This window comes from Paractinoplanes rishiriensis (genome assembly GCF_016862375.1).
In the GTDB taxonomy this organism is placed as follows: domain Bacteria; phylum Actinomycetota; class Actinomycetes; order Mycobacteriales; family Micromonosporaceae; genus Actinoplanes; species Actinoplanes rishiriensis.
The window spans coordinates 462504-488675 of record NZ_BOMV01000007.1 but is presented as its reverse complement, the minus strand read 5'-3'; the positions used below and the strand labels follow the sequence as shown (position 1 = coordinate 488675).

Genomic DNA, 26172 nt, shown 5'->3' with positions numbered 1-26172 from the left:
TCTGGCCTTACTTAGGAGTGGCCGTGTCCCTCACTCAGCTCAGGCCCACGCCGCAACACGCGGCGCCCCCGAAGAAGCCGGGCTGGGCCAAGCTATGGCTCTATCGCTTCGACACCAAGCTGATCCCGTACATCTTCATCGCGCCGTTCTTCATCCTCTTCGCGATCTTCGGGTTGTTCCCGATCATCTTCAACGCGATCGTGTCCCTCCGGCACTGGCGACTGGACGACCCGGAGAAGACCGGCTGGGCGGGCGTCGAGAACTTCACGAAGCTGCTGACCGACTCCGACTTCTGGAACGCGCTCTACAACACGTTCGGCATCTTCATCCTGTCCAGCGTGCCGCAGCTGCTGGCCGCGCTGATCATCGCGAACCTGCTGAACCGCAAGCTGCGGGCGACCACCTGGTGGCGGATTGGCGTCCTGCTGCCGTACCTCACCCCCGTGGTGGCCTCGACCCTGGTCTTCGCCGTCTTCTTCTCGCGCGACAACGGCATGGCCAACTGGTTCCTCTCGCTGGTCGGCTTCGGCGAGGAGGCCCCGCTCGACTGGCGCGCCTTCAAGTGGAGCAGCTGGATCGCCATCGCCACGATGGTCAACTGGAAGTGGATCGGCTACAACGCGCTGCTCTACCTCTCGGCCATGCAGTCGATCCCCAAGGACGTGTACGAGGCGGCGGCCGTCGACGGCGCCAGCCCGTGGCGCCAGCTCTGGCAGATCACCGTGCCGATGATCCAGCCGGTCGTGGTGTTCACCGTGATCCTGTCGACCATCGGCGGACTCCAGCTGTTCAACGAGCCGATGATGTTCGACGAGAACCCGCAGTCGGCCTCCGGCGGCTCGAACGGCCAGTTCCAGACGATCGCGCAGCTGATCTACAAGGTCGGCTGGAAGGACCTCAACCTGGGTTACGCGGCCGCCATGTCCTGGGCGCTCTTCCTGATCATCCTGATCGTGGCCGGCGTCAACACCCTGCTCACCAAGCGCATCGGAGGAGACCGGTGAGGTCATACGTGAACCGGGCCCCGCAGGACACCCGGGGAACACCGGTCACCTACCTGGGCCTGATCGTCGTGATGCTCTTCTCGGCGTTCCCGGTGTACTGGATGTTCGTCATCGCGACGAGCACCGACGAGGCCGTGTCCAGCATCCCGCCGTCGGTGATCCCCGGCGGCGAGCTGATGACCAACCTGAACGAGGTCTTCACCCTCCAGAACGTCTACTTCACCGCGTCGCTGATCAACAGCTTCGTGGTGTCCAGCGTGATCACGGCGGCCACGCTGTTCTTCTGCTCGCTGGCCGGCTTCGCGTTCGCCAAGCTCCGGTTCAAGGGCCGTAACGCCCTCATGGTCGTGGTGATCCTGACCCTGACCGTGCCGAGCCAGCTGGGCGTCGTGGCGCTGTACATCCTGATGGGCGAACTGGGCTGGAACGGCACCCTGCTGGCGGTCATCGCCCCCGGCCTGGTGAGCGCGTTCGGCGTGTTCTACATGCGACAGTTCATCGCCCACGCGGTACCGGACGAGCTGGTCGAGTCGGCCCGCATCGACGGCGCTCTGACGATGCGTGTCTACTGGAGCATCGTGGTCCCGGCGATCCGGCCGGCTCTCGCGGTGCTCGGCCTGCTCACCTTCGTGATGGCCTGGAACGACTTCCAGTGGCCGCTCATCACGCTGAACGGCACCGACTTCCCCACCTCGATGGTGGCGCTCTCCGACCTGGCGAGCGGCAACTACGTGATCTACCGCCGGGTACTGGCCGGCGCGTTCGCGGCGACCCTGCCGCTGATCATCCTGCTGCTCATCGGCGGACGCCAGATCGTCCGGGGAATCATGGAAGGCGCCGTCAAGTCCTGACGGGCGTCCGACAAGGAGTGTCGTGACCGAGTACCACCCCCTGCACGACGGCTGGACGATCTCCGGCGCGGACGTGGCAGACCTGCCGGCGAAGGTGCCCGGCTGCGTGCACACCGACCTGCTCGCAGCCGGGCGGGTCGAGGACCCGTACCTGGACGAGAACGAGACCAAGCAGGCCTGGATCGGGCGTACCGACTGGACCTACCGCACCTCGTTCCGCACGGACCTCGACGCGCCGCGGATCGACCTCGTCTGCGCCGGGCTCGACACCGTCGCGGACGTCGAGGTGAACGGCGAGGCGGTGGGCCGCACCGCCAACATGCACCGGAGCTACCGGTTCGACGTGCGGCCCCTGCTGCGTCCGGGCGACAACGAATTGAAGATCAAATTCAGCAGCCCGTACGGGTACGCCGAGGCGTTGCAGCGCGAGCTGGGCGACCGGCCCAGCGCGTACGCCGAGCCGTTCAACTTCATCCGCAAGCAGGCCTGCAACTTCGGCTGGGACTGGGGGCCGACGCTGGTGACCGCCGGCGTCTGGCAGCCGATCGGCCTGCACTCGTGGCGGGTGGCCCGGCTCGCCGAGGTCCGGCCGCAGGTCACGGTGGCGCGCGGCGTGGGCCGGGTGGAACTGAGGGTCAGACTCGAGCGGGCGGCCGAGGAACCGGTGACGATCCGGGCTGTGCTGACCCGCGGCGGAAAACCCATGCAAATCGATGGGAGAGTCGCCGGCCGGGTCGCACAGGCCACAGTGGACGGCATCGAGGCCCTGCTGATCCTCACCGTCGACGAGCCCGAGCTGTGGTGGCCCCGCGGCTACGGCGAGCAGCACCTCTACGACCTGGAGCTGACGGTCGACTCGGCGGCGGGGGAGCGGCTGGACACCTGGTCCCGCCGGGTCGGCTTCCGCTCGGTCCGGATCGACACCGCGGACGACGCGTTCACCCTGGTGGTCAACGACGTGCCGGTGTTCGTGCGCGGCGTCAACTGGATCCCGGACGACGTGTTCGCCGACCGGATCACCCGCGACCGGCTGGCGACCCGGTTCCGGCAGGCCGCCGACGCCAACGTCAACTACCTGCGGGTGTGGGGCGGCGGCCGGTACGAGTCCGAGGACTTCTACGACCTGGCCGACGAGATGGGCTTCCTGGTCGGGCAGGACTTCCTCTTCGCCTGCGCGGCCTATCCCGAGGAGGAGCCGCTGGCCGGCGAGATCGAGGCCGAGGCGCGGGAGAACGTGGTGCGGCTGGCGGCCCGTCCCAGCCTGGTGATGTGGACCGGCAACAACGAAAACCTGTGGGGGTACGAGGACTGGGGCTGGAAACCGGTCCTCAACGGACGCACCTGGGGCTCCGGCTACTACCACCGGCTGCTGCCCCGGATCGTGGCCGAGCTGGACCCGTCCCGGCCGTACTGGCCCGGCAGCCCGTACGCCGGCACCCCGGACCGGCACCCGAACGACCCGGCGGCCGGCACCACGCACGTCTGGGACGTGTGGAACACCGACGACTACACGAAGTACGCCACCTACCGGCCGCGGTTCGTGGCGGAGTTCGGCTTCCAGGCCCCGCCCGCCTACGCGACGCTGCGGCGGGCCCTGTCCGACGACCCGCTCGCCCCGGACTCGCCCGGCATGGTGCACCACCAGAAGGCCGCCGACGGCGACGCGAAACTGGCCCGCGGCCTGGCCAACCACCTGCCGCCGCCGCGCGACTTCGACGACTGGCACTACCTCACCCAGCTCAACCAGGCGCGCGCCCTGGCGTTCGGGATCGAGCACTTCCGGTCGCTGCGCCCGCTGTGCATGGGCACCATCATGTGGCAGCTCAACGACTGCTGGCCGGTGACCTCGTGGGCCGCGGTCGACGGCGACGGCCGGAAGAAGCCGCTCTGGTTCGCGCTGCGCGACGCGTACGCCGACCGGCTTTTGACCTTGCAGCCGCGCAGCGGCCGGGAGATCACCCCGGGCGGACCGGACCGGCCGGTGGAACCCGGCGCGGTGGTCCCGCCGGACGGTCCACCGGCGCTGGTCGCGGTCAACGACGGCACCGGGCCGTGGACCGTGACGGCCATCGTGACCCGGCGCAACCTGGCCGGCGAGGTGCTGGCCGGCGCCGACCTGGCGGCCACCGTCGAGCCGGGCGGCGCGGTGACGTTGCCGCTGCCGGCCGAGGTGGCGACCGCGGACGACCCGGCGACCGAACTGATCGTTGCGGACTGCGGTGACGAACGAGCCTGGTGGTTCTTCGCCGCCGACAAGGACATCGCGTGGCCGGCCCCGGAGTTCCGCACCGAGGTCGGTGACTCGTCGGTAACCGTGACGGCCGGGACGATTCTGCGCGCGCTCACGCTCTATCCCGACCGGCTCGACCCCGGTGCCGAAGTGGACCGGGCCGGCGTCACGCTGCTGCCCGGCGAGTCGGTGACCTTCACGGTGCGTGGCGGGGACCCGCTCGACCTGGCGGCCTTGACCAGCCGGCCCGTTTTGCGCTGCGTGAATGACATCCTGAAGTAGTTCAGCAAGATCATCGAGCGGTTTCAGCCGGACCTCAGCCGGACGTGAGGCATCAGCGACAGGGTCCTCCCCGTTGCAGGTGCCGATCTAGGTTGGGGAGCTCGATGAGGAAATCGCTGGGACGTATGGCTTTCGGGCTGGGGGTGGCGTTCGCCATCGCCGGTCCACTGGCCGGGGTGGCGATCGCCGTCCCGGTCACACCCGCCACACCACGAACAGGACGGCTGGTGGAGGTCGGGCCGATCGCCGAGAACGGCTTCCCGGCCTGGTACCGGGACAGCAACGGCCTCCGGCTGGAGGCCTGTGTCACCGTCGAGGACCCGCTGTGCCCGGCGGCCGCCGACGAACTGCCCGACCCGGACGCTCCGGTCTCCTGGCCGGACAACTTCCCGGGCGAGTTCTTCTACCAACTGGCCGGCGCCGAGCTGACCATGACCAACGGGGTCGACGCCGGGATCGGGCTGGACCTCGAGGGCGCGTTCGCCGGTGAGGTCGCGGCGGAGGGCGACCAGATCGTCTTCGGCCGCGTCCGGATCCGGTTCGACGCCAACCAGGGCGAGCGGTACCGGATCACCCACCCGTACGGCATCGACGACATCGTGGCCGACGACCGCGGCGTCAACATGACCGAGGACATCGGCATCGCGGCCGGCAACTTCGGCCTCGCCATGAACAGCCGGGTGGGTCCATTCCTGCGCTGGGACCCGGCCGTTGCGCCGGCCGCGCCGGCCGGTTACACCGGCGACCCGGGCGTGGAGCACCGGATCGTCGGCAGCCCGTACGGCACCAACTTCATCCGGATCGAGCGGCTCAACCCGACGACCGGTGCGGTGCTCGCCCAGATGGGCTTCACCGACCTGTTCAGCGTCCAGGGCCGGCTCGCGGTGAACTCCGGCGTCGATCTGTCCCAGGCGACGTACTCGCTCAACCCGGACGGCACCGGCTCGCTCGACGTCTTCGCCACCAGCGAGGCAGGCCAGAGCATCGACGTCGTCGGCAACACCACCCTGGGGTACCGCTCCACCCGGCTGCGCAGCAGCGGGGCCCGGTACTACGGCCGCTTCCCGATCACCGGGCCGATGCCGAACGGGACCATGATCGAGGTGGTCAACACGGGTGACAACCCGGTGGCGCGCAAGACCAGGTCGGCCACCGACATGGTCTGGGTCGAGGAGGTCCGGTATGACTCGGACGCCCGGACCCTGCTCGTCCGGGCCCGTTCCAGCGACCGGCTGACCAACCCGGCGCTGACCGTGACCGGCTTCGGCGCGCTCACCAGCACCGCGTTCACCGGAGTGACCGCGCCGCCGCCGACCGTCACGGTCACCTCGGCCAAGGGCGGCTCGACCACGGTGCCGCTGGTCGGTGCCGGCGGTACGTTCGCGCCGGCCGCACCGGTGGCGGTCGCCGCCAGCCCGGACGCCGGCCCGATCGTGGGCCAGACCGTGCGGCTGGACGGTTCCGGCTCGACCGGTGAGATCGACACCTTTACCTGGACCCAGACCGGAGGCCCGGCGGTCACGCTGACCAACGCGAACCAGGCGAACGCCACGTTCGTCCCGTCCGTTACCGGCACGTACACGTTCCGCCTCGCGGTGTCCGGTCCGGGTGGCGCGGCCACTCCGGTCACGGTGAGCGTCACCGTGGTGGGCGCGGCCCTGCCCGGTGCGAACGCGGGCCCGGACCAGTCGGCGATCCGCGGCCGGGTGGTCAACCTGAACGGCAGCGCCACCACCGGTGCCGAGACCTACTCCTGGCGGCAGGTCTCCGGTCCGTTGGTGAGCATCACCGGCGCCACCACCTCGCGGCCGTCGTTCACCTTCCCGGTGCACGCCCTGCCGGCCGCACCCGGACCGAACGCCGGGTTCGTCTACAACAACGAGGCGGTCACCCTGGAGCTGACCACCACGAACCCGGCCGGTACCACTACCGACCGCGTGGTGATCACCCCGCAGCCGGACGCGTTCGCCGGCATGGCGGTCCGCTACCGCACCGGTAACAACGAATGGCGGATCTCCGGCAACACCACGCTGGTCGCCGGGCAGCGGGTCACCGCGGTGGTCGGCAACGCGCTGACCGGCCGGGTGATCGGCACCGCCAACACCGACGCCGCCGGTGCGTTCAGCATCCGGGTCACCGGACCACAGCCGGCCGGTGCCACCACGATCAGCCTGATCTCCACGACGGGTGCCCGGACGCTGGCCTTCCCGGTCAACGTCACCAACTGAATGAGTTAGGAGGCGGCCAGCCGGTCCCGTAAATGCCGGCTGGACGCTTCGGACACCTGGTCGGCCACCGCATCGCGAATGAGCGAGCTGCGGTGGCCGACTTCTCCGTTCTGGCCCTCGATCAGCAGGTGCGCGTGCACCAGGTGGTCGATCCAGGACAGCACGTCGGTCTGCGGATGCCCGGTCAGCGTGGCCAGATCGGCCGCGGTCAGTGGACCGAGCACCGCGCAGTAGCGCAGCACGTCCCAGGCCGGGTCCGGCATCCACCGGGTACGGCCGCGGGCCGTCTGCATGCCCACCCCCGAGGCGATCTCGTGCGGCCGGTGCGCCACCGCGACCAGCGCCGGGATCCCGCCGGTACGGATCAGCGCGGCCTCGTCGCCCAGCGGTGCCAGTTCGGTCTCGGTGAGCGGTTCCAGCCGCAGCACCACCGGGGTACCCAGGCCGGCCACCGGCTTGCTGGTGATCTCGGACGGGTAGCAGTAGGTCAGCACCAGGTACAGGTTGGGGCAGTGCCGGGACAGCCAGGCCAGCTCGGCCACGCTCGCCCGGTCCAGCTCGGCCGCGTCGTCCACCGCCAGGAAGACCGGATCGGGGCCGATCAGCGTGGTGCCGACCGCCTCGATGTCGGCCAGCCGCATGGGTGTGTCGGCCGGCGCGGCGTCGACCAGCGCGAGCACGTCCGGTCCGGCGCCGACCTGGACCAGTGCGGTCCGCAGCCAGCCGAGCCGGTGCACCCCGATCGCCAGGCCGGCGTAGCCGATGCCGACCGCACCGGGCATGTGCCGGGCGAGTTCGGCGAGGAACGCCGACTTCCCGGAGCCGTGCGGGCCGACGATGTGCACCACCTTGGGCGCGTCCGGTTCGAGCACGACGCGCAGCTGGGGAACCCGGCCGAGGAACCGCTCCGGCCGCCGGCCGGAGCCGGCCATCGGGGCCGGCTGCCGGGGCCCGGCCGACTCGGACTGCCGCTCGGCACGGATCTCGCGGTGCAGCCGCAGCAGGTCCGCCGACGGCGTAACGCCGAGCTCGTCGCTGAGCACCTTGCGGCAGCGCTCGAAGAACCGCAGCGCGTCGTCCGGCCGGCCCATGGCCACGGCCGCGTCCATGGCGGCCCGGTAGGCCGGCTCCAGGAACGGGTTGAGGTCGATCGCCTCCTGGGCCAGGCGCAGCGACCGGGTGGCGTCCCGCTCGAGCACCGCCGAGGCGATCTCCAGCCGGGCGTTGACCGCGGCGATCTGCACCTCGGTCCGCGCCGAGTCGGCCCAATCCGCGTACGGGTCCTCGGCGAACGGCAGGTCCAGGGCCAGCTGGAGGATGCACTCGTAGACGGCGACCCGCTCGGCGCTGCCGGGTGTGAGGCTGTCCAGGTCGCGCACCCTGCGGCGCAGGTCGGCCAGGTCGAGGTGGGCCCGAGTGGTGTCGAAAAGGTAACCGCCGCTGCGGGTCACGATGAAGTTGGTCGCCGCCGAGCCCTGCGGTTGCAGCCGCCGGCGGATCACCGAGACGTAGTGCTCCAGCGCGGCCACGTGGTTGCCCGGCAGGTCGTCGCCCCAGACCGCATCGGCCAGCGCGTCCTTGGACTGGATCCGGTCGTGCCGCGCGGCGAGCACGGCCAGCACCTGACGGGCGCGCCGGGGTAGTTCCCCGGCCGACAGCTCGGCACCGTCGTCGTCGGTAACCGTCAGCTGTCCCATGACCCTGACCCGCATCCCGGCCTCCCCTGAAGTTTCTCCCGGCCTGAATCGGCAGCGGAGACCGCGAGTTCAGGGGTTTCAGGTTTTGCTCAGGGATACGTCAGAGCGAACTCCTAGCGTCTGCCCCCACGAACGGGAGAGGACGGGGTTCATGGCACACGGAAATCTGAGCCGACGCAACCTGTTGAAGGGTGCTCTCGCCATGGGCGGCGGGGGCCTGATCGTGGCGACCGCCGGTGGGTCGGTCCGGGCGGCTTCGAGCAACCTGCCCGCCAAAAACATGCCGGTGCCGTACACGAATATGTTCCGGCGCCCGCCCGTCCTCATGCCGGTCGCCGAGGGTGTCGACGAAAAAGGCCCCTGGCAGCGTTACCGGGTGACGCAGAAGGCGGGGCTGGCGGCGATCGCGCCGGGGCTGACCACGACCGTCACCGGGTACAACGGGATCTTCCCGGGGCCGACCATCAAGGCGAAGCAGGGCACCCGGATCGAGCTGCGGGTCGCTAACGCGCTGACCATCCAGCGGCTCAACGGGCTGCCGTTCAACACGGTGACCCACCTGCACGGCTCGGCGTCGCTGCCGCAGTACGACGGGTACGCCAACGACTCGACCGCGCCGGGCTACTGCAAGAGCTACAAGTACCCGAACTGGCAGCCGGCCCGCACCCTCTGGTACCACGACCACGAGCATGGCATGACCGCCGAGAACGTGTACGCCGGCCTGGCCGCGATGTACACCCTCAGTGACCCGTACGAGCAGGCCCAGCTGCCGCAGGGCGAGTTCGACGTGCCGCTGGTGGTCAGCGACATCGCGTTCAACGCGAACGGCTCGCTCGCCTTCGACGACGACTCGCACGAGGGCGTGATGGGCGACATCATCCTGGTCAACGGCGTGCCGTGGCCCAAGATGAAGGTCAAGCCGCGGGTCTACCGGTTCCGGGTGCTGGCCGCCGCCATCTCGCGCTCCTGGCGGTTCACGCTGAGCAACGGCGAGCCGGTGCACATGGTCGCCACCGACGGCGGCCTGATGCCCAAGCCGGTGGCCCTGAAGTCGTGGCGGCACGGGGTGGCCGAGCGCTACGAGATCCTGATCGACTTCCGGAAGTACAAGCCGGGCACCAGGATCGAGCTGAGGAACCTGAGCAACAAGAACAACGTCGACTTCAAGAACACCGACAAGATCATGCAGTTCGAGGTGGTCGCCGGCTCCGGTCCGGCCGACCCGTACGTCATGCCGACGACGCTCGACTGCGGCCCGCAGCCGTACGCCAACCGCGGCGCCCTGCACGTCGACCAGCTCACCCCGGCGATGTCCAAGGCGCGCCGCAAGCTGAGCGTGGAGCGCAAGCACGGCCTCTGGACGATCAACGGGGAGACCTGGGAGGACGTCCAGCGCAGTGGCTTCAAGCGGGTGCTGGGCAACCCGCAGCCGTACGACGTGGAGATCTGGGACCTGGAGAACCGGTCCGGCGGCTGGTTCCATCCGCTGCACATCCACCTGATCGACGGCAAGATCATCGCCCGGGACAACACCTCCGACGGCAAGCCGTACGCGTGGGAGGAGGGCGCGAAGGACACGTTCTACCTCGGCGAGAACGAGACCGTCTCGGTGATCATGCAGTTCATCACCGGCGACGGCAACGACGGCGGCCGGTACATGACGCACTGCCACAACCTGGTGCACGAGGACAGCGACATGATGATCCAGTTCGCGGTCGGCGACGCCACCCTGAACGACCCGATCTCGTCGGACCGGCCGATCAGCGACGGCGAACTCGAGCAGCCGGTGACGTACGGCCCCAGCTACCCACTGGGCACCTGATGCGGGCCCGGGTCAAGCTGGCCGCCGGCCTGACCGCGATCCTGGCGGTGGCCGCGGGCGTGGACTGGTCGGCGGTGGCCGGGGTACCGGAACCGGTCGCCGAGGTCACCGCGATCCGCGGGGACAGCGGTGACGAACAGGTCGTGACCTCGTACGACGGGCCGATGGTGCGCAAGCGGGCGGCCATTGCGATCGTGCCGGCCAAGGGCGCCGACCCCGCGAACATCCGCAAGGAACTGCAGGCCGCGGCCAAGCGCGACGACGTCGGCACGCTGACCGAGGCAACGTTCGCGGTGTTCAGCGAACACATGCTGAACTACCTGGTGCCGGAGATGACCTTCGTGTTGCCGGAGGGCATGTCGGCGCACCGGGCCGAGGCGATGATGCGCGACAACCAGCCCGCCGACGTGGCGTTCTACCTGGTCGAGCCGGTGCTGGTGCACGACGTGACGTTTGCGGTGATCCCGTCCTTCGGCACCGAACCCGGCCAGGTCAAGGCGCGGATGGACGCCGAGGGCATCGTGACCGACGCGCTCACCGGTTACCGGGCCGAGGTGCAGAAGGCCGGCGTCACCGTGCGGTACTTCGGCGGGGTTCTCAGCGACGCCACCGTCGAGGCGGTGCGGGAGGCCATGGGCGAGGCCGCGCAGGTGCCGGCCGACCGGGTCCAGGTCTCCGCGAATCTGCCCGGTCCGGGCGTCGACCTCAGCAACGGCCTGCCCGATCTGGCCGACACATCGTCCGGTCACCACTAAGAAGTCCCTTTCAGGGCCGCCCCGGATCGCCGGGGCGGCCCATTTGCATGGCTTAAGGCCGCCTCAGCTACCCCTCAGGTCGGCGAGAGCTAGACCACACCCGACTTGCCCAAGATGTACGAAATTCCGGGTTTTCCTAGCTCCCAAGGAGAAGGCCTATGAGGCTCCGGTCCGTCGCCCTAGTGAGCGCGCTGCTCGCCACCGTTCTGGTGGCCACGCCCGCGCACGCGGCGCCCATCGGAAGTGGGTTCACCGTCACCGCGGCTGATCTCGCTTACATTCTGAAGCAGATCAAGATCGCCGAGGCGCACGTCGCCAACACCACGAGCGAGACCGGCCCCTGCGGCGCCCTGCTGGGCACCGGCGCCGACCAGCTGGGCAGCCCCCTGCTCTCGATGGGTCTGCGAACCGTCGACGGCTCCTGCAACAACCTCACCCCCGGCCAGGAGCACTACGGCGCCGTCGACCAGGTCTTCCCCCGCCTCGGCGGCAAGACCTACGCGGCCGCCGAGACCGCGCCGCCCGGCATGTTCGGCGCCGGCAGCCCGTCGTTCCCGACCACCTACGCGAGCAAGACCGCCAACAACTACGTGGTCGACTCGCAGCCCCGGATGATCAGCAACCTGATCGCCGACCAGACCGCGAACAACCCGGCCGCCGTGGCCGCCGCCGGCAACCCGGTCCGCAGCCAGAACGGCGGCGCCGAGCCGGAGACGGACGGCAGCACGGTGGTCATCCCGAACGTCACTACCGACGTCGGCCTGTCCGCCCCGTACAACTCCTGGTTCACGCTCTTCGGGCAGTTCTTCGACCACGGCATCGACCTCACGGTCAAGGGCGGCGGCACGGTCGTGGTCCCGCTGCGCGCCGACGACCCGCTGATCGCCGGCCCGGACCGCGTCCCCGGCAACGCCGACGACCCCAAGCCGGGCGACGCCCGGTACGTCCCGCCGTCGATGCGCTTCATGGCGATGACCCGGGCCGCCAACCAGCCTGGCCCGGACGGCCGCCTCGGCACCGCCGACGACGTCCAGGAAGCCAAGAACATCGACACCCCGTTCGTCGACAACTCGCAGACCTACACGTCGCACGCCACCCACCAGGTCTTCCTGCGGGAGTACGCGAACGACGCGAGCGGTCGACCGGTGGCCACCGGCGCCATGCTCAACGGTGCCGCCGGCGGCCTGCCGACCTGGGCCGAGACCAAGAAGCAGGCCCGTGAGCTGCTCGGTCTCGACCTGGTCGACGCCGACGTGCTGGCCGTCCCGGTGGTGCTCGCCGACGCGTACGGCAAGTTCGTGCCCGGCCCGGCCCGCGGCCTGCCGCAGTACGTGACCGCCACCGGCCTGATCGAGGGCGACGTCGCGGCTCCGGTCAAGGTGCCCGCGGACGCGCTGCGCGCCACCGTGCCGTTCCTGTCCGACATCGCGCACCACGCGGACCCGACGCCGGAGGACCACGACCACAACCCGGCCACCCCGCCGGCCGCGCCGCGGCCCGACGACGACCTGGTCGCCAGCGCCGACTTCGCGGCGCAGCCGGCCGGCACCTACGACGACGAGATGCTCGACGCCCACTACATCGCCGGTGACGGCCGGGTCAACGAGAACATCGGTCTCACCGCGGTGCACCAGGTCTTCCACGCCGAGCACAACCGGCTGATCTACGACATCCAGCGGGTGCTCACCGAGGACGGCGACGCGCTGGCCGAGTGGCAGCTGACCGGCGGCGCCTGGAACGGCGAGCGGCTCTTCCAGGCCGCCAAGTTCGTCAACGAGATGGAGTACCAGCACCTCGTCTTCGAGGAGTTCGCCCGCAAGATCGCGCCGTCGATCAACCCGTTCCAGCCGTTCGCGTTCACCCAGACCGACCTGAACCCGGCGATCTTCGCCGAGTTCGCCCACGCGGTCTACCGGTTCGGGCACTCGATGCTCACCGAGACCATCACCCGGACCCGCGAGGACGGCTCGGACGCGTCGATGTCGCTGCTCGAGGGCTTCCTCAACCCGCCGGCCTACACCGACGGGGGCACGCTGAGCCCGGAGCAGGCAGCCGCCCAGGTCATCACCGGCATGTCCGACCAGGTCGGCAGCGAGCTCGACGAGTTCATGACCGACACGCTGCGCAACAACCTGCTCGGCCTGCCGATGGACCTGGCGTCGCTGAACCTCGCCCGGGGCCGGTCCGAAGGGGTGCCGTCGCTGAACGTGCTGCGCCGCACCCTGCACGACAAGACCAACGACGGCCGGCTCAAGCCGTACACGAGCTGGGTCGACTTCGGTGAGCACCTCAAGCACCCCGAGTCGCTGATCAACTTCGTGGCCGCGTACGGCAAGCACCCGACCGTGATCGCCGCGACCACCGTGGCCGCCAAGCGGGACGCGGCCCGGGCCCTGGTGGACCCGGAGGTCGGCGACACCCAGCCGGCCGACGCCGCGGCGTTCCTGAACGCCACCAGCGGCTGGACTGCGGCGAGTTCCGGACTGGACAACGTGGACCTGTGGATCGGTGGCCTCGCCGAGGTCAGCGACCCGTTCGGCGGCCTGCTCGGCAGCACCTTCAACTACGTCTTCGAGGAGCAGCTGACCCGGCTGCAGAACGGTGACCGGTTCTACTACCTGGCCCGCACCACCGGCATGAACCTGCGCACCAACCTCGAGGGCAACTCGTTCGCCGAGCTGATCGGCCGGACCACCGGCACCCAGAACCTGCGGGCCGACGTGTTCTCCACCGCCGACTGCAAGTTCGACCTGGCCACCCTGGCCGGCACCGAGGAGGGCTTCGAGCAGTTCGGCAACACGGTCGCCGACAACCCGGCCACCGAGTGCGACGAGCACGCCATGCTGATCCGGATGCCGGACGGCACCATCAAGTACCGCGCCCGGAACTCGGTCGACAAGCCGGGCCTGAACGCGCAGACCGTCTACTCCGGAACCGACAACCGGGACCGGGTGTACGCCGGCAACGACAACGACACCCTGTGGGGTGGCGAGGGCGACGACGTCCTCGAGGGCGGCGCCGGCAACGACGTGGCGCTCGGCGGCGAGGGCGACGACATCATCACCGACCTCGGCGGCGACGACATGCCGCGCGGTGGTCCCGGCAACGACGCCGTCGACGGCGGCCCGGGCCTGGACATCGTCAACGGCGGCACCGGCAAGGACTTCCTGAACGGCGGCGCCAACGCCAATGTCACGTTCTCCGGTGAGGGCGACGACCTGGTGATCGCCGGCGACGGCGAGGACCTGTCCTGGGGCGACTCCGGCAACGACTGGATGGAGGGCGGCAACGGGCCCGACCTGCTCCAGGGCGACAGCGGCAACCTGTTCTTCCTGGACGACTCCAACCGGCCCGGCCACGACGTGCTGGTCGGCCAGGGCGGCGACGACGACTACGACATGGAGGGCGGCGACGACGTCGGCGTCCAGGGCCCCGGCATCGAGAAGAACGCCGGCGGCTCGGGCTGGGACTGGTCCATCGCGGCCACTCCCGAGCAGGGCGGCGACGACCAGGCCATGGACTCCGACCTGGACCTGCCGCTGCTGCCGCTGGACGTGCTCGACGTCGGTGTCCGCGACCGCTACAACGAGGTCGAGGCGCTCTCCGGCGGTGCGCACAACGACATCCTGCGCGGCGACGACCGGATTCCGTCCACCCTGGGCGGTGCGGGCATGATCGGCTGCAACGCTCTGGACGCCCGGGGCGTGGCCCGGATCGCGGGCCTCGACCAGGTGGTCACCCTGCTGCCCACGCCGGTCTCGGCCGTCGGCAACGCCTCGGGTCGCCCCTGTGACCTGCAGGGCAACGTGTGGGGCGAGGGCAACATCCTGCTCGGCGGTGCCGGCGACGACACCATCGAGGGTCGCCTCGGCGACGACATCCTGGACGGCGACCGCTACCTGAATGTCCGGCTCAGCGTCCGCGACGAGGCGGGCAACGAGATCCGGTCCGCGCGCTCCATGACCGATCTCCAGGCGGACGTGTTCGCCGGCAAGATCAACCCCAAGGACATCTTCGTCGTACGGGAGATCAAGTCCTCGGCGACGCCGGGTAACGACGTCGCGGTGTACGCCGGTGTCCGGTTCGACTACGCGATCACGCCGATCGTCGGCGGCCTGCTGATCTCCGGCCCGGACGGCAACGACACGGTGCGCAACGTCGAGAAGATCCAGTTCGCCGACGAGACGGTGGACGTGGCCGGCCTGTCGGCCGTGCTCGGTGTCACCGCGTTCGCCGGTGACGGCCAGGCCACCGTGCTGCTGACCGTGCCGCCGGCGCTGACCTCGGGCACCATCACCGGGCTCACGCTGGAGCAGAACAACGGCCTGGACGGTGCGAGCCCGATCCTGACCGAGCTGTCGGTGGACACCGCCAGCCTGATCGTCACCGGTCTCCCCAACGGCACCCCGGTCTGGTTCCGGGTGCGGGCCAACACCGCCGGCGGACCCGGCGCCTGGTCGCCGCCGTCCGTCCCGGTGACCCCGGTCGCCACCACCACCAACCCGCCGGGCGACGACGGCCCGGAGGACCCCGAGGGCGAGGAAGAGGGCGACGACGACCCGCCGGTCATCCCGAACCCGCCGGTCGACCCGACGACGCCGCCGGTGACCCCGACGACCCCGCCGGTCGACCCGACCACCCCGGTTCCGACCCCGACCGTCGAGCCGACCGTGCCCAACACCCCCGTGGTGCCGGGCGCACCCACCATCGGCCTGGCCACCGCCGGCGACGAGTCGGCCACGGTCCGCTGGACCGCACCGGGCTTCAACGGAGGTAGCGAGATCTACGGGTACGAGATCCAGGTGCTCGACCCCGAGACCGGGATCGCGGTGGGCGTCGACGCGGCTGCCCCCGACGCCACCGAAATGCTGATGTACGGACTGAGCAACGGCGTGCCCTACACCTTCTGGGTGCGGGCCGTGAACGCCGCCGGCGCCAGCGTGTTCTCCGCGATGTCCAACGTTGTGGTGCCCGCCGCGGTCACCACCCCGACCGAGGAGCCCACCACCCCGCCCACCACCCCGCCGACCACGACGCCGACGACGACGCCGACCGACGGGCCGACCACGACCCCGACCACGACGCCGACCGACGTACCGACCACCACGCCGACCACGCCGGCTCCCGGTGGCACCACGCCGGCTCCGGGCGGGACGACCCCCGCTCCGGGTGGCACGACGCCGACCACCCCGCCGACCACCACCCCGACCACGGCGCCGACCAACCCGTCGCCCGGTCCGACCACGCCGAACCCCGGTCCGACGAACCCCAACCCGGGTCCCACCGACCCGGCGCCGGGCACGCCGACCGCTCCGGACGCCCCGATCATCGGCCAGGCGACCGTCGGCAACGGTCTCGCGGTGGTGCGCTGGACGGCACCGGCCGACAACGGCGGCTCGCCGATCCTGCGCTACGAGGTCGAGGTCACGAACGCGCAGACCGGCGCCCGCATCGGAGCGGTACGCACCGCGGCGGCCACGGCGTCGCAGCTGACCGTCACCGGCCTGGCGAACGGCACCTCGTACCGGTTCCGGGTCCGCGCGGTCAACGAGGCCGGCAGCAGTGACCGGTCGACCGCCACCAAGCCGGCCACGCCGCGGACGGTGGCGAGCGCCCCCGCCAAGGTCACGGTCAAGCCGGGTCCGGCCGGCGGCAAGCTCACCGCCACGGTGAGCTGGACGGCTCCGTCGAACACCGGCGGCACCGCGGTCACCGGCTACCGGGTCACCTGGCAGCGGCTGAACGCGAGCGGCAAGGCCCTCGGCTCGCCGGTGGTCATGCTGGTCCGGGCGAACGTCCGCAGCGCGGCGTTCACCGCACCGGCCGGCGTCAAGAAGGGCAGCCGGTACCGGGTCTCGGTGCAGGCCGTGAACGCGGTCGGCACCGGCAGCGGCCGGACGGTGTTCACCGCACCGAAGTGACAACCGCATAGCGAACGGCCCGGGTCTGGTGACCCGGGCCGTTTCGTGTGTCAGGCGATCAGTTCGGCACCAGGCGGTAGGCGCCGTCGCTGGCGCTGGTGGCCATCGAGGCGTAGGCGCGCAGCGCTGCCGAAACCGGGCGGTCGCGGTTGACCGGGGTGTAGGGCTTCGGGCGGGCTTCCTGTTCGGCGTGGCGCTTGGCCAGTATCTCCTCGGCCACGTTGAGCGTGATGCTCCGGCCCGGGATGTCGATGGTGATCTCGTCGCCGGTCTCGACCAGGGCGATCAGGCCGCCGCCGGCCGCCTCGGGCGACACGTGGCCGATCGACAGGCCGCTGGTGCCGCCGGAGAACCGGCCGTCGGTGATCAGCGCGCACGCCTTACCGAGGCCGCGGCCCTTGAGGAAGCTCGTGGGGTAGAGCATCTCCTGCATGCCGGGGCCGCCCTTGGGGCCTTCGTACCGGATCACCACGACGTCGCCCTCGACCACCTGCTTGCCGAGGATGCCCTCGACCGCCGCGTCCTGGCTCTCGAAGACCCGGGCCGGGCCGGTGAACTTCCACAGCGACTCGTCGACGCCGGCGGTCTTGACCACGCAGCCGTCCGGGGCGAGGTTGCCGAACAGGATCGCCAGGCCGCCGTCGGCGGTGTAGGCGTGCTCGACCGAGCGGATGCAGCCGCCCTCGGCGTCGGTGTCCAGCGAGGCCCACCGGTTGGTGGTGCTGAACGGCTGGGTGGTGCGCACCCCGCCGGGGGCCGCGTGGAACAGCTCGAGCGCCTCGGGGCTGGGCGAGCCGCCGCGGATGTCCCAGGCGCTCAGCCAGCTGGTGAGGTCGGGGGAGTGCACCGCACGCACGTTGGTGTGCAGCGCGCCGCCGCGGTGCAGCTCGCCGAGGAGGGCGGGGATGCCACCGGCCCGGTGCACGTCCTCCATGTGGTACTTCTGACTGTTCGGGGCGACCTTGCTCAAACACGGCACCCGGCGCGAGACCGCGTCGATCTCGGTCACGCTGAAGTCCAGCTCGGCCTCGCGGGCCGCGGCCAGCAGGTGCAGCACCGTGTTGGTGGAGCCGCCCATAGCCACGTCCAGGGCCACCGCGTTCTCGAACGCGTCCCGGCTGGCGATGCTGCGCGGGAGCACCGAGGCGTCGTCGTTCTCGTAGTACTCCTTGGCGATCCGCACGATCAGCTCGCCGGCCTGCTCGAACAGCTGCCGGCGGGAGGCGTGCGTGGCCAGGGTCGAGCCGTTGCCGGGCAGGGCCAGGCCGATCGCCTCGGTGAGGCAGTTCATCGAGTTGGCGGTGAACATGCCGGAGCACGAGCCGCAGGTCGGGCACGCCGAGCGCTCGATCTCGCCGAGCTGCTGGTCGGTCACGTTGTCGTTGGCGCTGGCGGTCATCGCGTCGATCAGGTCGAGCTTCTCGTGCACGATGCCCTCGATGGCGACCGTCTTACCGGCCTCCATGGGCCCGCCCGAGACGAAGACCGTGGGGATGTTCAGCCGCAGCGCGGCGATCAGCATGCCCGGGGTGATCTTGTCGCAGTTCGAGATGCAGACCAGGGCGTCGGCGCAGTGCGCGTTCACCATGTATTCCACCGCGTCGGCGATCAGCTCGCGGCTGGGCAGCGAGTAGAGCATGCCGCCGTGGCCCATCGCGATGCCGTCGTCGACCGCGATGGTGTTGAACTCCCGGCCGACGCCGCCGGCCCCGGCGATCGCGTCGGCGACGATCCCGCCGAGGTCCTTGAGGTGCACGTGACCGGGTACGAACTGGGTGTAGCTGTTGGCAATCGCCACGATGGGCTTGCCGAAGTCGTCGTCGGTCATCCCGGTGGCGCGCCACAGGGCACGCGCGCCGGCCATGGTCCGCCCGTGGGTCGAGGTCCGGGAACGCAGCTCAGGCATCCCCTCATAGTGCCACCGCGGTAAGGGGTGGTTGCCAGCGACGTCCACAGCTCGGGATTTCCGCACCCCGACAGGGCTCCCGAAACGGTGCGAGATCCGGCACAGTGTTCCCGTGCAATCACCGTCCGGCGTGGAGCTGGCCGGGCTCGCGGGTCTTCTGGTCGCGGTCCCGGCCGTCGCACTGCTGGGGAGGTCGGGACGCCAGCACACCGGCGCCGCTCGGCGGGCCCACCTGCTGGTGGCGCTGGGCAGCGCGATCGCCGCCGCGGCCGCCCTCGCCGGCGTGGTCAGCGTGCTGCTCAACCCGGCACCGCCGCCGCGGATCAGCCTGGGCTCGGCGGTGGCCTACGGCGCCGCGCTCGGCACCCTGATCCTGCTGATCGGCACCGCGCTGCTGCCCGGCGCCGCGGAGCGTCCCGGCGCGGCGGTGCGGCACCTGCTGGACGGCCTGGTGATCGCGGCGGCGCTCTGGTTCGTCGGCTGGGTGCTGTTCTCGCACCCGACCCACCTCCTCGGCGACGCCACCCCGATGGCCTGCCCGTCGGTGCTGATCCCGGCCGGGCTCGCGGTCATCTCGCTGGGCCTGCTGATCGCGCTGGCGCTGCACGCGCACCGGCCCCGGCTGATCACCGTGCGGGTGGCCGGCGGGGTGGCCATGGTGGCGGTTGCGGCCGTCGCGGTGGCCGGCGGCATCTGCCAGGACCGCGACGTCGACCTGCTGGTCGGCGCGCTGCTGCTGCCCGGCGGCCTGTTCGTGATCGCGCGCGCGGTCAAGGCGGCCGACCAGCCGGTCGAGGTGGTCGGTGACGTGAGCGAGCGCGGCACCGCGTACGCGGTGGTCCCGATGGTGGCCACGGTGGGCGCGCTCGGCTTTCACCTCCGGTCCGGCGGCACCTTCGACGTGTACGGGTTCCTCGGCGTCAGCGTCGAGGGCCTGGCCCTGGTCGGCCGGCAGGTGCTGGCCCTGCGCGACGTCCGGCGGTACACGCTCCAGCTGCGGCAGAGCGAGGCGCACTTCCGCGAGCTGGCACACACCGACCCGCTCACCGGCCTGGCCAACCGGCGCGGCCTGCAGCGGGCGCTGCGCGACGCGGCCGAGCCCGGCGAGCCGCTGGTGCTGGTCGGCATCGACCTGGACGGCTTCAAGACGGTCAACGACATGCGCGGCCACGACGTGGGCGACGCGGTGCTGGCCGAGGTCGGCGAGCGGCTGCGGCGCAATTTGCTGGACGGCGACGTGGCGGCCCGCCTCGGCGGCGACGAGTTCGCGGTGCTGATGCGCGGCACGGCCGACGAGGCGATGCTCACCGCGCACCGGCTGCTGGCCGTTCTCGGCGAGCCGTACGAGGTGGACGGCGGCTCGGTGTTCCTGTCCGCCAGTCTGGGCGTGGCCGACACCGGCGAGCTGATCCGGGACGCCGACCTGGCGCTGCGCTACGCCAAGCAGCGCGGGAAAAACCGCGTCGAGCGCTACCAGGCCCGCTACGACGAGCTGCTGCGCCGCCGCGGCACGCTGGAGGCCGAGTTGCGGCACGCGATCGACCGCGAGCAGCTGCGCCTGGTCTTCCAGCCGGTGGTGGCGCTGCCCTCGATGCGCCCGGTCGGCGCCGAGGCGCTGCTCCGCTGGCACCACCCCACCCTCGGCGCGGTCCGGCCGGACGAGTTCATCCCGGTGGCCGAGGAGTCCGGGCTGATCAACCGGATCGGGTCCTGGGTGCTCGTCCAGGCCTGCAAGCAGCTCTCCGACTGGCTGGCCAAGGGGCACGACGTCTGGGTGTCGGTCAACCTGTCACCCAAGGAGCTGCACGCCGCCGACTACGCCGGTCAGGTCGCCGACGCGCTGGCCGAGCACGGCGTACCGGCCCAGCGGCTGGTGCTCGAGGTCACCGAGCACGCCGTGGCGACCGATATGGAGGAACTGGTCAGCCGGCTGGCCGAGCTGCGCGCCACCGGGGTCCGGGTGGCACTCGACGACTTCGGCGCCGGCTATTCCTCGCTCGGCCAGCTGCGCACGCTGCCGGTCGACATCCTCAAGATCGACCATGCCCTGGTGGCCGAGCCGGAATCCAAGACCGGCCCGGCCGCGCCGCTGGTCGACGTCGTGGTCCGGCTCGGACACCGGCTCGGTCTCGAGGTGCTGGCCGAGGGCATCGGCACCCCGGCACAGCGGGCCGCGGTCGAGGAGGCGGGCTGCCGGCTCGGGCAGGGCTCGCTGTTCGGCTGGGGCGTGCCGGCCGAGCACCTCGAGGCGCAGTTGCACAGCCTGCGCACCGGCACCCGGCCGGTGCCGAAGGCGCGCACCGAGCCACCCAAGGGGGCCGCGGCACGCAGTCAGGTGGTGATGCTCGGCCCAGGGATGCGGCAGCTCAGAGCCCTGTTGCCGACCGATCCCGCGTTCGAGCCCCTGGCGGGTGATCAAAATGTGGGATCAGTTGACTCGCCGAGTGAGATGGGGCAGTCTTAGTCCCATGTGCTTCGCGTCCCGAGTACTTATCTGAGCGCACTCCTGCCGATGATCTGAGGATCAGCCCGGCGAGAGTGCGCTAGGTCCCGTGCTTCCCGCACGAGGGCCTTTTTTGTTGCGCGAAAAGTACTGGACGACCATCGAAGAGAAGGTTCGATCTTCCATGACGAGACCCACGCCTGAGACTCTCGCCCACCGAGCCAACCCGGCCACCGTCGCGGCGGCCGCCACCACGGCCGCCGTAGCCGCCCCGGTGCCCACCTCGGGCGCGGGTTCGCTCGTCCGGTCCCTCGAGGCGCTCGGTGTCGAGGTCGCGTTCGGCATCCCCGGCGGGGCGATCCTGCCGGCGTACGACCCGCTGTACGACTCCAAGGTGCGCCACATCCTGGTGCGTCACGAGCAGGGCGCGGGCCACGCGGCCACCGGGTACGCGCAGGCCACCGGCAAGGTCGGCGTCTGCATCGCGACCAGCGGCCCGGGCGCCACCAACCTGGTCACCCCGATCGCGGACGCGTACATGGACTCGGTGCCGATCGTCGCGATCACCGGCCAGGTGCCGCGGCCCGCGATCGGCACGGACGCCTTCCAGGAGGCGGACATCCAGGGCATCACGCTGCCGATCACCAAGCACAACTTCCTGGTGCAGTCGGCCGAGGAGATCCCGCGGGTGCTGGCCGAGGCGTTCCACCTGGCGGCCACCGGCCGGCCCGGCCCGGTCCTGGTCGACATCCCCAAGGACGTGCTCCAGGCGCAGACCACGTTCGCCTGGCCGCCGGTGCTCGATCTGCCCGGCTACCGGCCCACCCTGCACCCGCACGGCAAGCAGATCCGCGAGGCGGCCCGGCTGATAGCCGCGGCGAGGCGCCCGGTGCTGTACGTCGGCGGCGGCGTGCTCAAGGCCGGCGCCACCGACGGGCTGCGCAAGCTGGCCGAGCTGACCGGCATCCCGGTCATCACCACGCTGATGGGTCTCGGCGCGTTCCCCGACTCGCACCCGCAGCACCTGGGCATGCCCGGCATGCACGGCACCGTCCCGGCGGTGTACGCGCTGCAGAAGTCCGACCTGCTGATCACCCTGGGCGCGCGCTTCGACGACCGGGTCACCGGCAAGCTGGACTCGTTCGCGCCGGACGCCAAGGTGGTGCACGCCGACATCGACCCGGCCGAGATCGGCAAGAACCGGCACGCCGACGTCCCGATCGTCGGCGACGCCCGGCACGTCATCGACGAGCTGATCGCCGCGGTCTCCGCTTCGGCCGGCGGCACCGAGCAGTACAAGACCTGGTGGGCCACGCTCAACGAGCTGCGGCAGCGGTACCCGCTGGGCTACGAGGAGCCGACCGACGGCGCGCTCGCCCCGCAGTACGTGATCGAACGGATCGGCGAGCTGGTCGGCTCGGACGCGGTCTACGTGGCCGGCGTCGGCCAGCACCAGATGTGGGCCTCCCAGTTCATCAAGTTCGAGAAGCCGGGCACCTGGCTCAACTCCGGCGGCGCCGGCACCATGGGCTACGCGGTCCCGGCCGCGATGGGCGCCAAGGTCGGCAAGCCGGACACCGCGGTGTGGGCGATCGACGGCGACGGCTGCTTCCAGATGACCAATCAGGAGCTGGCCACCTGCGCGCTGGAGGGCATCCCGATCAAGGTCGCCGTCATCAACAACGGCAACCTGGGCATGGTCCGGCAGTGGCAGACCCTGTTCTACGAGGGCCGCTACTCCAACACCGACCTGGGCACCCACAAGCACCGGATCCCGGACTTCGTGAAGCTGGCCGAGGCGCTCGGCTGCATCGGCCTGCGCTGCGAGTCGAAGGACGACGTCGACAAGATCATCAAGCAGGCCATGGAGATCAACGACGCGCCCGTGGTGATCGACTTCACGGTCGGCAAGGACGCCATGGTGTGGCCCATGGTCGCGGCCGGCACCAGCAACGACGAGATCATGTTCGCTAGGGACGTGCGTCCCAACTTCGACGAGGACGACCTCTGATGAACAAGCACACCCTGTCCGTGCTGGTCGAGAACAAGCCGGGTGTGCTGGCCCGGGTCAGCGGCCTGTTCTCCCGGCGCAGCTTCAACATCGACTCGCTGGCGGTGGGCGAGACGGAGAACCCGGACGTCTCCCGCATCACGATCGTGGTCAACGCCGACTCCTCACCACTGGAGCAGGTGACCAAGCAGCTCAACAAGCTGGTGAACGTCCTGAAGATCGTCGAGCTGGACCCGCAGCAGTCGGTCCAGCGCGAGCTCTTGCTGGTCAAGGTGCGCGCCGACCGTGCGCAGCGCGGCCAGGTCCTCGAGACGGTGGAACTGTTCCGGGCCAAGGTGATCGACGTCGCCCCGGACACCCTCACCATCGAGGCGACGGGTAACCCCGACAAACTTGACGCGTTGCTTCGCGACCTCGAGCCGTACGGCATCAAGGAAATGGTCCAGTCCGGCCTGGTGGCCATCGGCCGAGGTTCCCGCTCCATCACGACCGGCCCGGCGCTGCGCGCCGCCTGACACAGAAGGCTTAGGAATACACATGACCGCGGAAGTTTTCTACGACGACGACGCCGACCTGGCCATCATCCAGGGGCGCAAGGTCGCCGTGATCGGCTACGGCAGCCAGGGCCACGCCCACTCGCTGTCGCTGCGTGACTCCGGCGTCGAGGTGGTGGTCGGTCTCCAGGAGGGTTCCAAGAGCCGGGCGAAGGCCGAGGAGCAGGGCCTCACCGTCAAGACCCCCGCCGAGGCCTCGGCCTGGGCCGACGTGATCATGGTGCTGGCGCCGGACACCGCGCAGCGCAAGATCTACGCCGAGTCGATCGCCCCCAACCTCAGCGCGGGCAAGGCGCTGTTCTTCGGCCACGGCCTCAACATCCGGTTCGAGCTGATCAAGCCCCCGGCCGACGTGACCGTGGCGATGGTCGCCCCCAAGGGCCCCGGCCACCTGGTGCGCCGCCAGTACGTCGACGGCAAGGGCGTGCCCTGCCTGGTCGCCGTCGAGCAGGACCCGACCGGCGAGGGCCTGGCGCTCGCCCTCTCCTACGCGAAGGCGATCGGTGGCGCCCGGGCCGGCGTCATCAGGACCACCTTCAAGGAGGAGACCGAGACCGACCTGTTCGGCGAGCAGGCGGTGCTCTGCGGCGGCACCGCGGCGCTGGTGCAGACCGGCTTCGAGGTGCTCACCGAGGCCGGCTACGCCCCCGAGATCGCGTACTTCGAGTGCCTGCACGAGCTCAAGCTGATCGTCGACCTGATGTACGAGGGCGGCATCTCCCGGATGCGCTACAGCGTCTCGGACACCGCCGAGTTCGGCGACTACGTCAGCGGCCCGCGGGTCATCAACGCCGACACCAAGGCCGAGATGAAGAAGATCCTCGCCGAGATCCAGTCCGGCGAGTTCACCCGGCAGCTGATCGAGGACGACGACAACGGCCGCCCGCTGCTCACCAAGTACCGCCAGCAGGGCGCCGAGCACCCCATCGAGGTCACCGGCAAGAAGCTGCGCGACATGATGAGCTGGGTCGACCGGCCGATCACCGAGACCGCCTGACGCCCACCCGCACGGGTACGCCCGGCATTTCCTCGACGTCGAGGGAATGCCGGGCGTTTCGGTTTCCGAAGTGTATTAGTCGAAACGTCTACGTTACGTGTTCCTAACCCGCCGGGCGTCGAAATAGAATTGTCGCTGTTCGGGCGCTTACCAGTACCTTCTTACGGGTAGCCTCGCCGCATGCGACTGGCTGAGTCTTTTCGGAGTGAGCGCTTCGGCGCGGTCCGGATTCATGAGCTGCAGCGGGTGATTGAGCTGGACTCGGGCACTACTGCCGGTGCCGGCAGTCGAATCGTGCCCGCCGACGCACTGCACGCTGTCGAATCGCAAATGGTAATCGTCGTGCCGTGCATGAATGAGCCCCGCGGCGTCATCGAGGGAGTGCTTTCCGGCATTCCCCACGACTGCCTCATAGTGCTGGTCTCGAACAGCGACCGGACACCGGTCGACCGTTACGAGATCGAGGTGCAGACCGTCGAGCAGTACTGCCGGCTGGCCGGCCGCTCGGCCATCACCCTGCACCAGCGCGATCCGGGTGTGGCCGGAGCGTTCAAGGCCGCCGGAATGCCCGATCTGATCGACGACGACGGGCTCATCCGGGCCGGCAAGGGCGAGGCCATGCTGCTCGGGATGGCGCTGGCCGCGATGACCGGCCGCCGCTACCTCGGCTACGTGGACGCGGACAACTATGTACCCGGCTCGGTGCATGAATATTGCAAGGCTTACGCCGCCGGGCTGCACCTGGCGAACTCGCCGTACGCGATGGTCCGGATCTCCTGGCACTCGAAACCGAAGCTGCGCGACGGCCGGCTGTTCTTCAGCCGGCGCGGGCGCAGCTCGCAGATCACGAACGAGTGGCTGAACCGGTTCCTCGCGGAGTATTCCGGCTTCGGTACCGAGGTCATCGCCACCGGCAATGCCGGCGAGCACGCGATGACCCTCGACCTTGGTCTCAAGCTCCGGCTGGCCGGCGGTTTCGCGGTCGAACCGTACGAATACCTGGACCTGTTCGAACAGTTCGGCGGGGTGCTCGAGAGCACCAGCAGCGACGTGATGGCCAATTCCGTTCCGGTGCTCCAGATCGAGACCCGCAACCCGCACTTCCACGACAACAAGGGCGAGGAACACGTGCAGGGGATGCGGATGCAGGCCCTGAACGTCATCTACCACTCGCCGGTCACGCTGCCCGCGGTGCGCCAGGCCATCGTCGAGTTCATGGTGTCGCAGGGCGCGCTCACCATCGGCCAGGAGCCGCCCCGGGAGCGGACCTATCCGCCGGTCGGCACGCTCGACCTGGACCTGCTCTACGACGCGCTGGACGCCGAGGCGCTCAGCTTCCGGCAGCCGGACGGCCGGGCCGAGGCCGGGCTGTCCCCGGCGCCGCCGATCGACCGCAACGCCATCCCGCGGAAGGTCGGCTGACCCCGGGGCGATGTTTCGGGTTTGTGTGAGGTCGGTCACATAGAAATGA

Annotated in this window: 14 protein-coding genes; 12 read left to right on the top strand and 2 right to left on the bottom strand. The window is 70.3% G+C overall.

Features of this window, described 5'->3' with window-relative positions:
* The first annotated feature begins 23 nt into the window (after nt 1-23).
* The 4 genes from Ari01nite_RS06120 (at nt 24) to Ari01nite_RS06105 (ending at nt 6595) form a co-directional block, all read left to right on the top strand.
* The gene (locus Ari01nite_RS06120) at nt 24-1004 is read left to right on the top strand and encodes a carbohydrate ABC transporter permease (protein WP_203780054.1); all 981 of its coding nucleotides are present in this window, start codon (nt 24-26) and stop codon (nt 1002-1004) included.
* On the top strand, nt 1001-1855 hold the full coding sequence (locus Ari01nite_RS06115) for a carbohydrate ABC transporter permease (RefSeq protein WP_203780053.1): 855 nt from the start codon (nt 1001-1003) through the stop codon (nt 1853-1855). The genes Ari01nite_RS06120 and Ari01nite_RS06115 overlap by 4 nt, the downstream gene beginning before the upstream one ends.
* 22 nt (nt 1856-1877) lie before the next feature.
* Nucleotides 1878-4367, top strand: a complete 2490-nt coding sequence (locus Ari01nite_RS06110; RefSeq protein ID WP_203780052.1) for a glycoside hydrolase family 2 protein — start codon at nt 1878-1880, stop codon at nt 4365-4367.
* Between the two features lie 104 nt (nt 4368-4471).
* Nucleotides 4472-6595: a PKD domain-containing protein gene (locus Ari01nite_RS06105; protein ID WP_203780051.1), complete on the top strand. Its 2124-nt coding sequence runs from the start codon at nt 4472-4474 to the stop codon at nt 6593-6595.
* A 5-nt stretch (nt 6596-6600) separates the two neighbouring features.
* Here Ari01nite_RS06105 and Ari01nite_RS06100 read toward each other — a convergent pair whose 3' ends face one another.
* Nucleotides 6601-8307 carry an AfsR/SARP family transcriptional regulator gene (locus Ari01nite_RS06100; RefSeq protein WP_203780050.1) on the bottom strand — a complete coding sequence of 569 codons (1707 nt, stop codon included), beginning with the start codon at nt 8305-8307 and terminating at the stop codon, nt 6601-6603.
* A gap of 136 nt (nt 8308-8443) precedes the next feature.
* Between Ari01nite_RS06100 and Ari01nite_RS06095 the strand changes: the two genes are divergently transcribed.
* The 3 genes from Ari01nite_RS06095 to Ari01nite_RS06085 all read left to right on the top strand — a co-directional run bounded on the left by Ari01nite_RS06095 (nt 8444) and on the right by Ari01nite_RS06085 (nt 16790).
* Nucleotides 8444-10114, top strand: a complete 1671-nt coding sequence (locus tag Ari01nite_RS06095) for a multicopper oxidase family protein (protein WP_203780049.1) — start codon at nt 8444-8446, stop codon at nt 10112-10114.
* Nucleotides 10114-10869 carry a hypothetical protein gene (locus Ari01nite_RS06090; protein ID WP_203780048.1) on the top strand — a complete coding sequence of 252 codons (756 nt, stop codon included), beginning with the start codon at nt 10114-10116 and terminating at the stop codon, nt 10867-10869. Before Ari01nite_RS06095 ends, Ari01nite_RS06090 begins: the two co-directional genes overlap by 1 nt.
* 158 nt (nt 10870-11027) lie before the next feature.
* Nucleotides 11028-16790 carry a peroxidase family protein gene (locus Ari01nite_RS06085; RefSeq protein WP_203780047.1) on the top strand — a complete coding sequence of 1921 codons (5763 nt, stop codon included), beginning with the start codon at nt 11028-11030 and terminating at the stop codon, nt 16788-16790.
* A gap of 58 nt (nt 16791-16848) precedes the next feature.
* Here Ari01nite_RS06085 and ilvD read toward each other — a convergent pair whose 3' ends face one another.
* Nucleotides 16849-18696: a dihydroxy-acid dehydratase gene (gene ilvD / locus Ari01nite_RS06080; protein WP_203780046.1), complete on the bottom strand. Its 1848-nt coding sequence runs from the start codon at nt 18694-18696 to the stop codon at nt 16849-16851.
* A gap of 112 nt (nt 18697-18808) precedes the next feature.
* On the opposite strand from ilvD, the gene Ari01nite_RS06075 reads away from it, so the two are divergent.
* The 5 genes from Ari01nite_RS06075 to mpgS all read left to right on the top strand — a co-directional run bounded on the left by Ari01nite_RS06075 (nt 18809) and on the right by mpgS (nt 26123).
* The gene (locus Ari01nite_RS06075; RefSeq protein ID WP_239162500.1) at nt 18809-21160 is read left to right on the top strand and encodes a putative bifunctional diguanylate cyclase/phosphodiesterase; all 2352 of its coding nucleotides are present in this window, start codon (nt 18809-18811) and stop codon (nt 21158-21160) included.
* 163 nt (nt 21161-21323) lie between these two features.
* Nucleotides 21324-23150 carry an acetolactate synthase large subunit gene (locus tag Ari01nite_RS06070; protein WP_203780045.1) on the top strand — a complete coding sequence of 609 codons (1827 nt, stop codon included), beginning with the start codon at nt 21324-21326 and terminating at the stop codon, nt 23148-23150.
* Nucleotides 23150-23665, top strand: coding sequence for an acetolactate synthase small subunit (gene ilvN / locus Ari01nite_RS06065; protein ID WP_020518072.1), 516 nt, complete (start codon nt 23150-23152; stop codon nt 23663-23665). The genes Ari01nite_RS06070 and ilvN overlap by 1 nt, the downstream gene beginning before the upstream one ends.
* Before the next feature lie 22 nt (nt 23666-23687).
* Nucleotides 23688-24701: a ketol-acid reductoisomerase gene (gene ilvC, locus Ari01nite_RS06060; protein WP_203780044.1), complete on the top strand. Its 1014-nt coding sequence runs from the start codon at nt 23688-23690 to the stop codon at nt 24699-24701.
* 180 nt (nt 24702-24881) lie between these two features.
* A complete protein-coding gene (gene mpgS, locus Ari01nite_RS06055; protein ID WP_203780043.1) occupies nt 24882-26123 on the top strand; it encodes a mannosyl-3-phosphoglycerate synthase in 1242 nt (413 codons plus the stop codon).
* The last annotated feature ends 49 nt before the right edge of the window (nt 26124-26172 follow it).

What these genes read in the sequence shown, in the direction of transcription:
- Ari01nite_RS06070 (WP_203780045.1), top strand. Translation starts at nt 21,324, where the DNA reads ATGACGAGACCCACGCCTGAGACTCTCGCCCACCGAGCCAACCCGGCC.
- Ari01nite_RS06105 (WP_203780051.1), top strand. Translation starts at nt 4,472, where the DNA reads ATGAGGAAATCGCTGGGACGTATGGCTTTCGGGCTGGGGGTGGCGTTC.
- Ari01nite_RS06100 (WP_203780050.1), bottom strand. Translation starts at nt 8,307, where the DNA reads ATGCGGGTCAGGGTCATGGGACAGCTGACGGTTACCGACGACGACGGT.
- ilvC (WP_203780044.1), top strand. Translation starts at nt 23,688, where the DNA reads ATGACCGCGGAAGTTTTCTACGACGACGACGCCGACCTGGCCATCATC.
- ilvD (WP_203780046.1), bottom strand. Translation starts at nt 18,696, where the DNA reads ATGCCTGAGCTGCGTTCCCGGACCTCGACCCACGGGCGGACCATGGCC.
- ilvN (WP_020518072.1), top strand. Translation starts at nt 23,150, where the DNA reads ATGAACAAGCACACCCTGTCCGTGCTGGTCGAGAACAAGCCGGGTGTG.
- mpgS (WP_203780043.1), top strand. Translation starts at nt 24,882, where the DNA reads ATGCGACTGGCTGAGTCTTTTCGGAGTGAGCGCTTCGGCGCGGTCCGG.
- Ari01nite_RS06090 (WP_203780048.1), top strand. Translation starts at nt 10,114, where the DNA reads ATGCGGGCCCGGGTCAAGCTGGCCGCCGGCCTGACCGCGATCCTGGCG.
- Ari01nite_RS06095 (WP_203780049.1), top strand. Translation starts at nt 8,444, where the DNA reads ATGGCACACGGAAATCTGAGCCGACGCAACCTGTTGAAGGGTGCTCTC.
- Ari01nite_RS06085 (WP_203780047.1), top strand. Translation starts at nt 11,028, where the DNA reads ATGAGGCTCCGGTCCGTCGCCCTAGTGAGCGCGCTGCTCGCCACCGTT.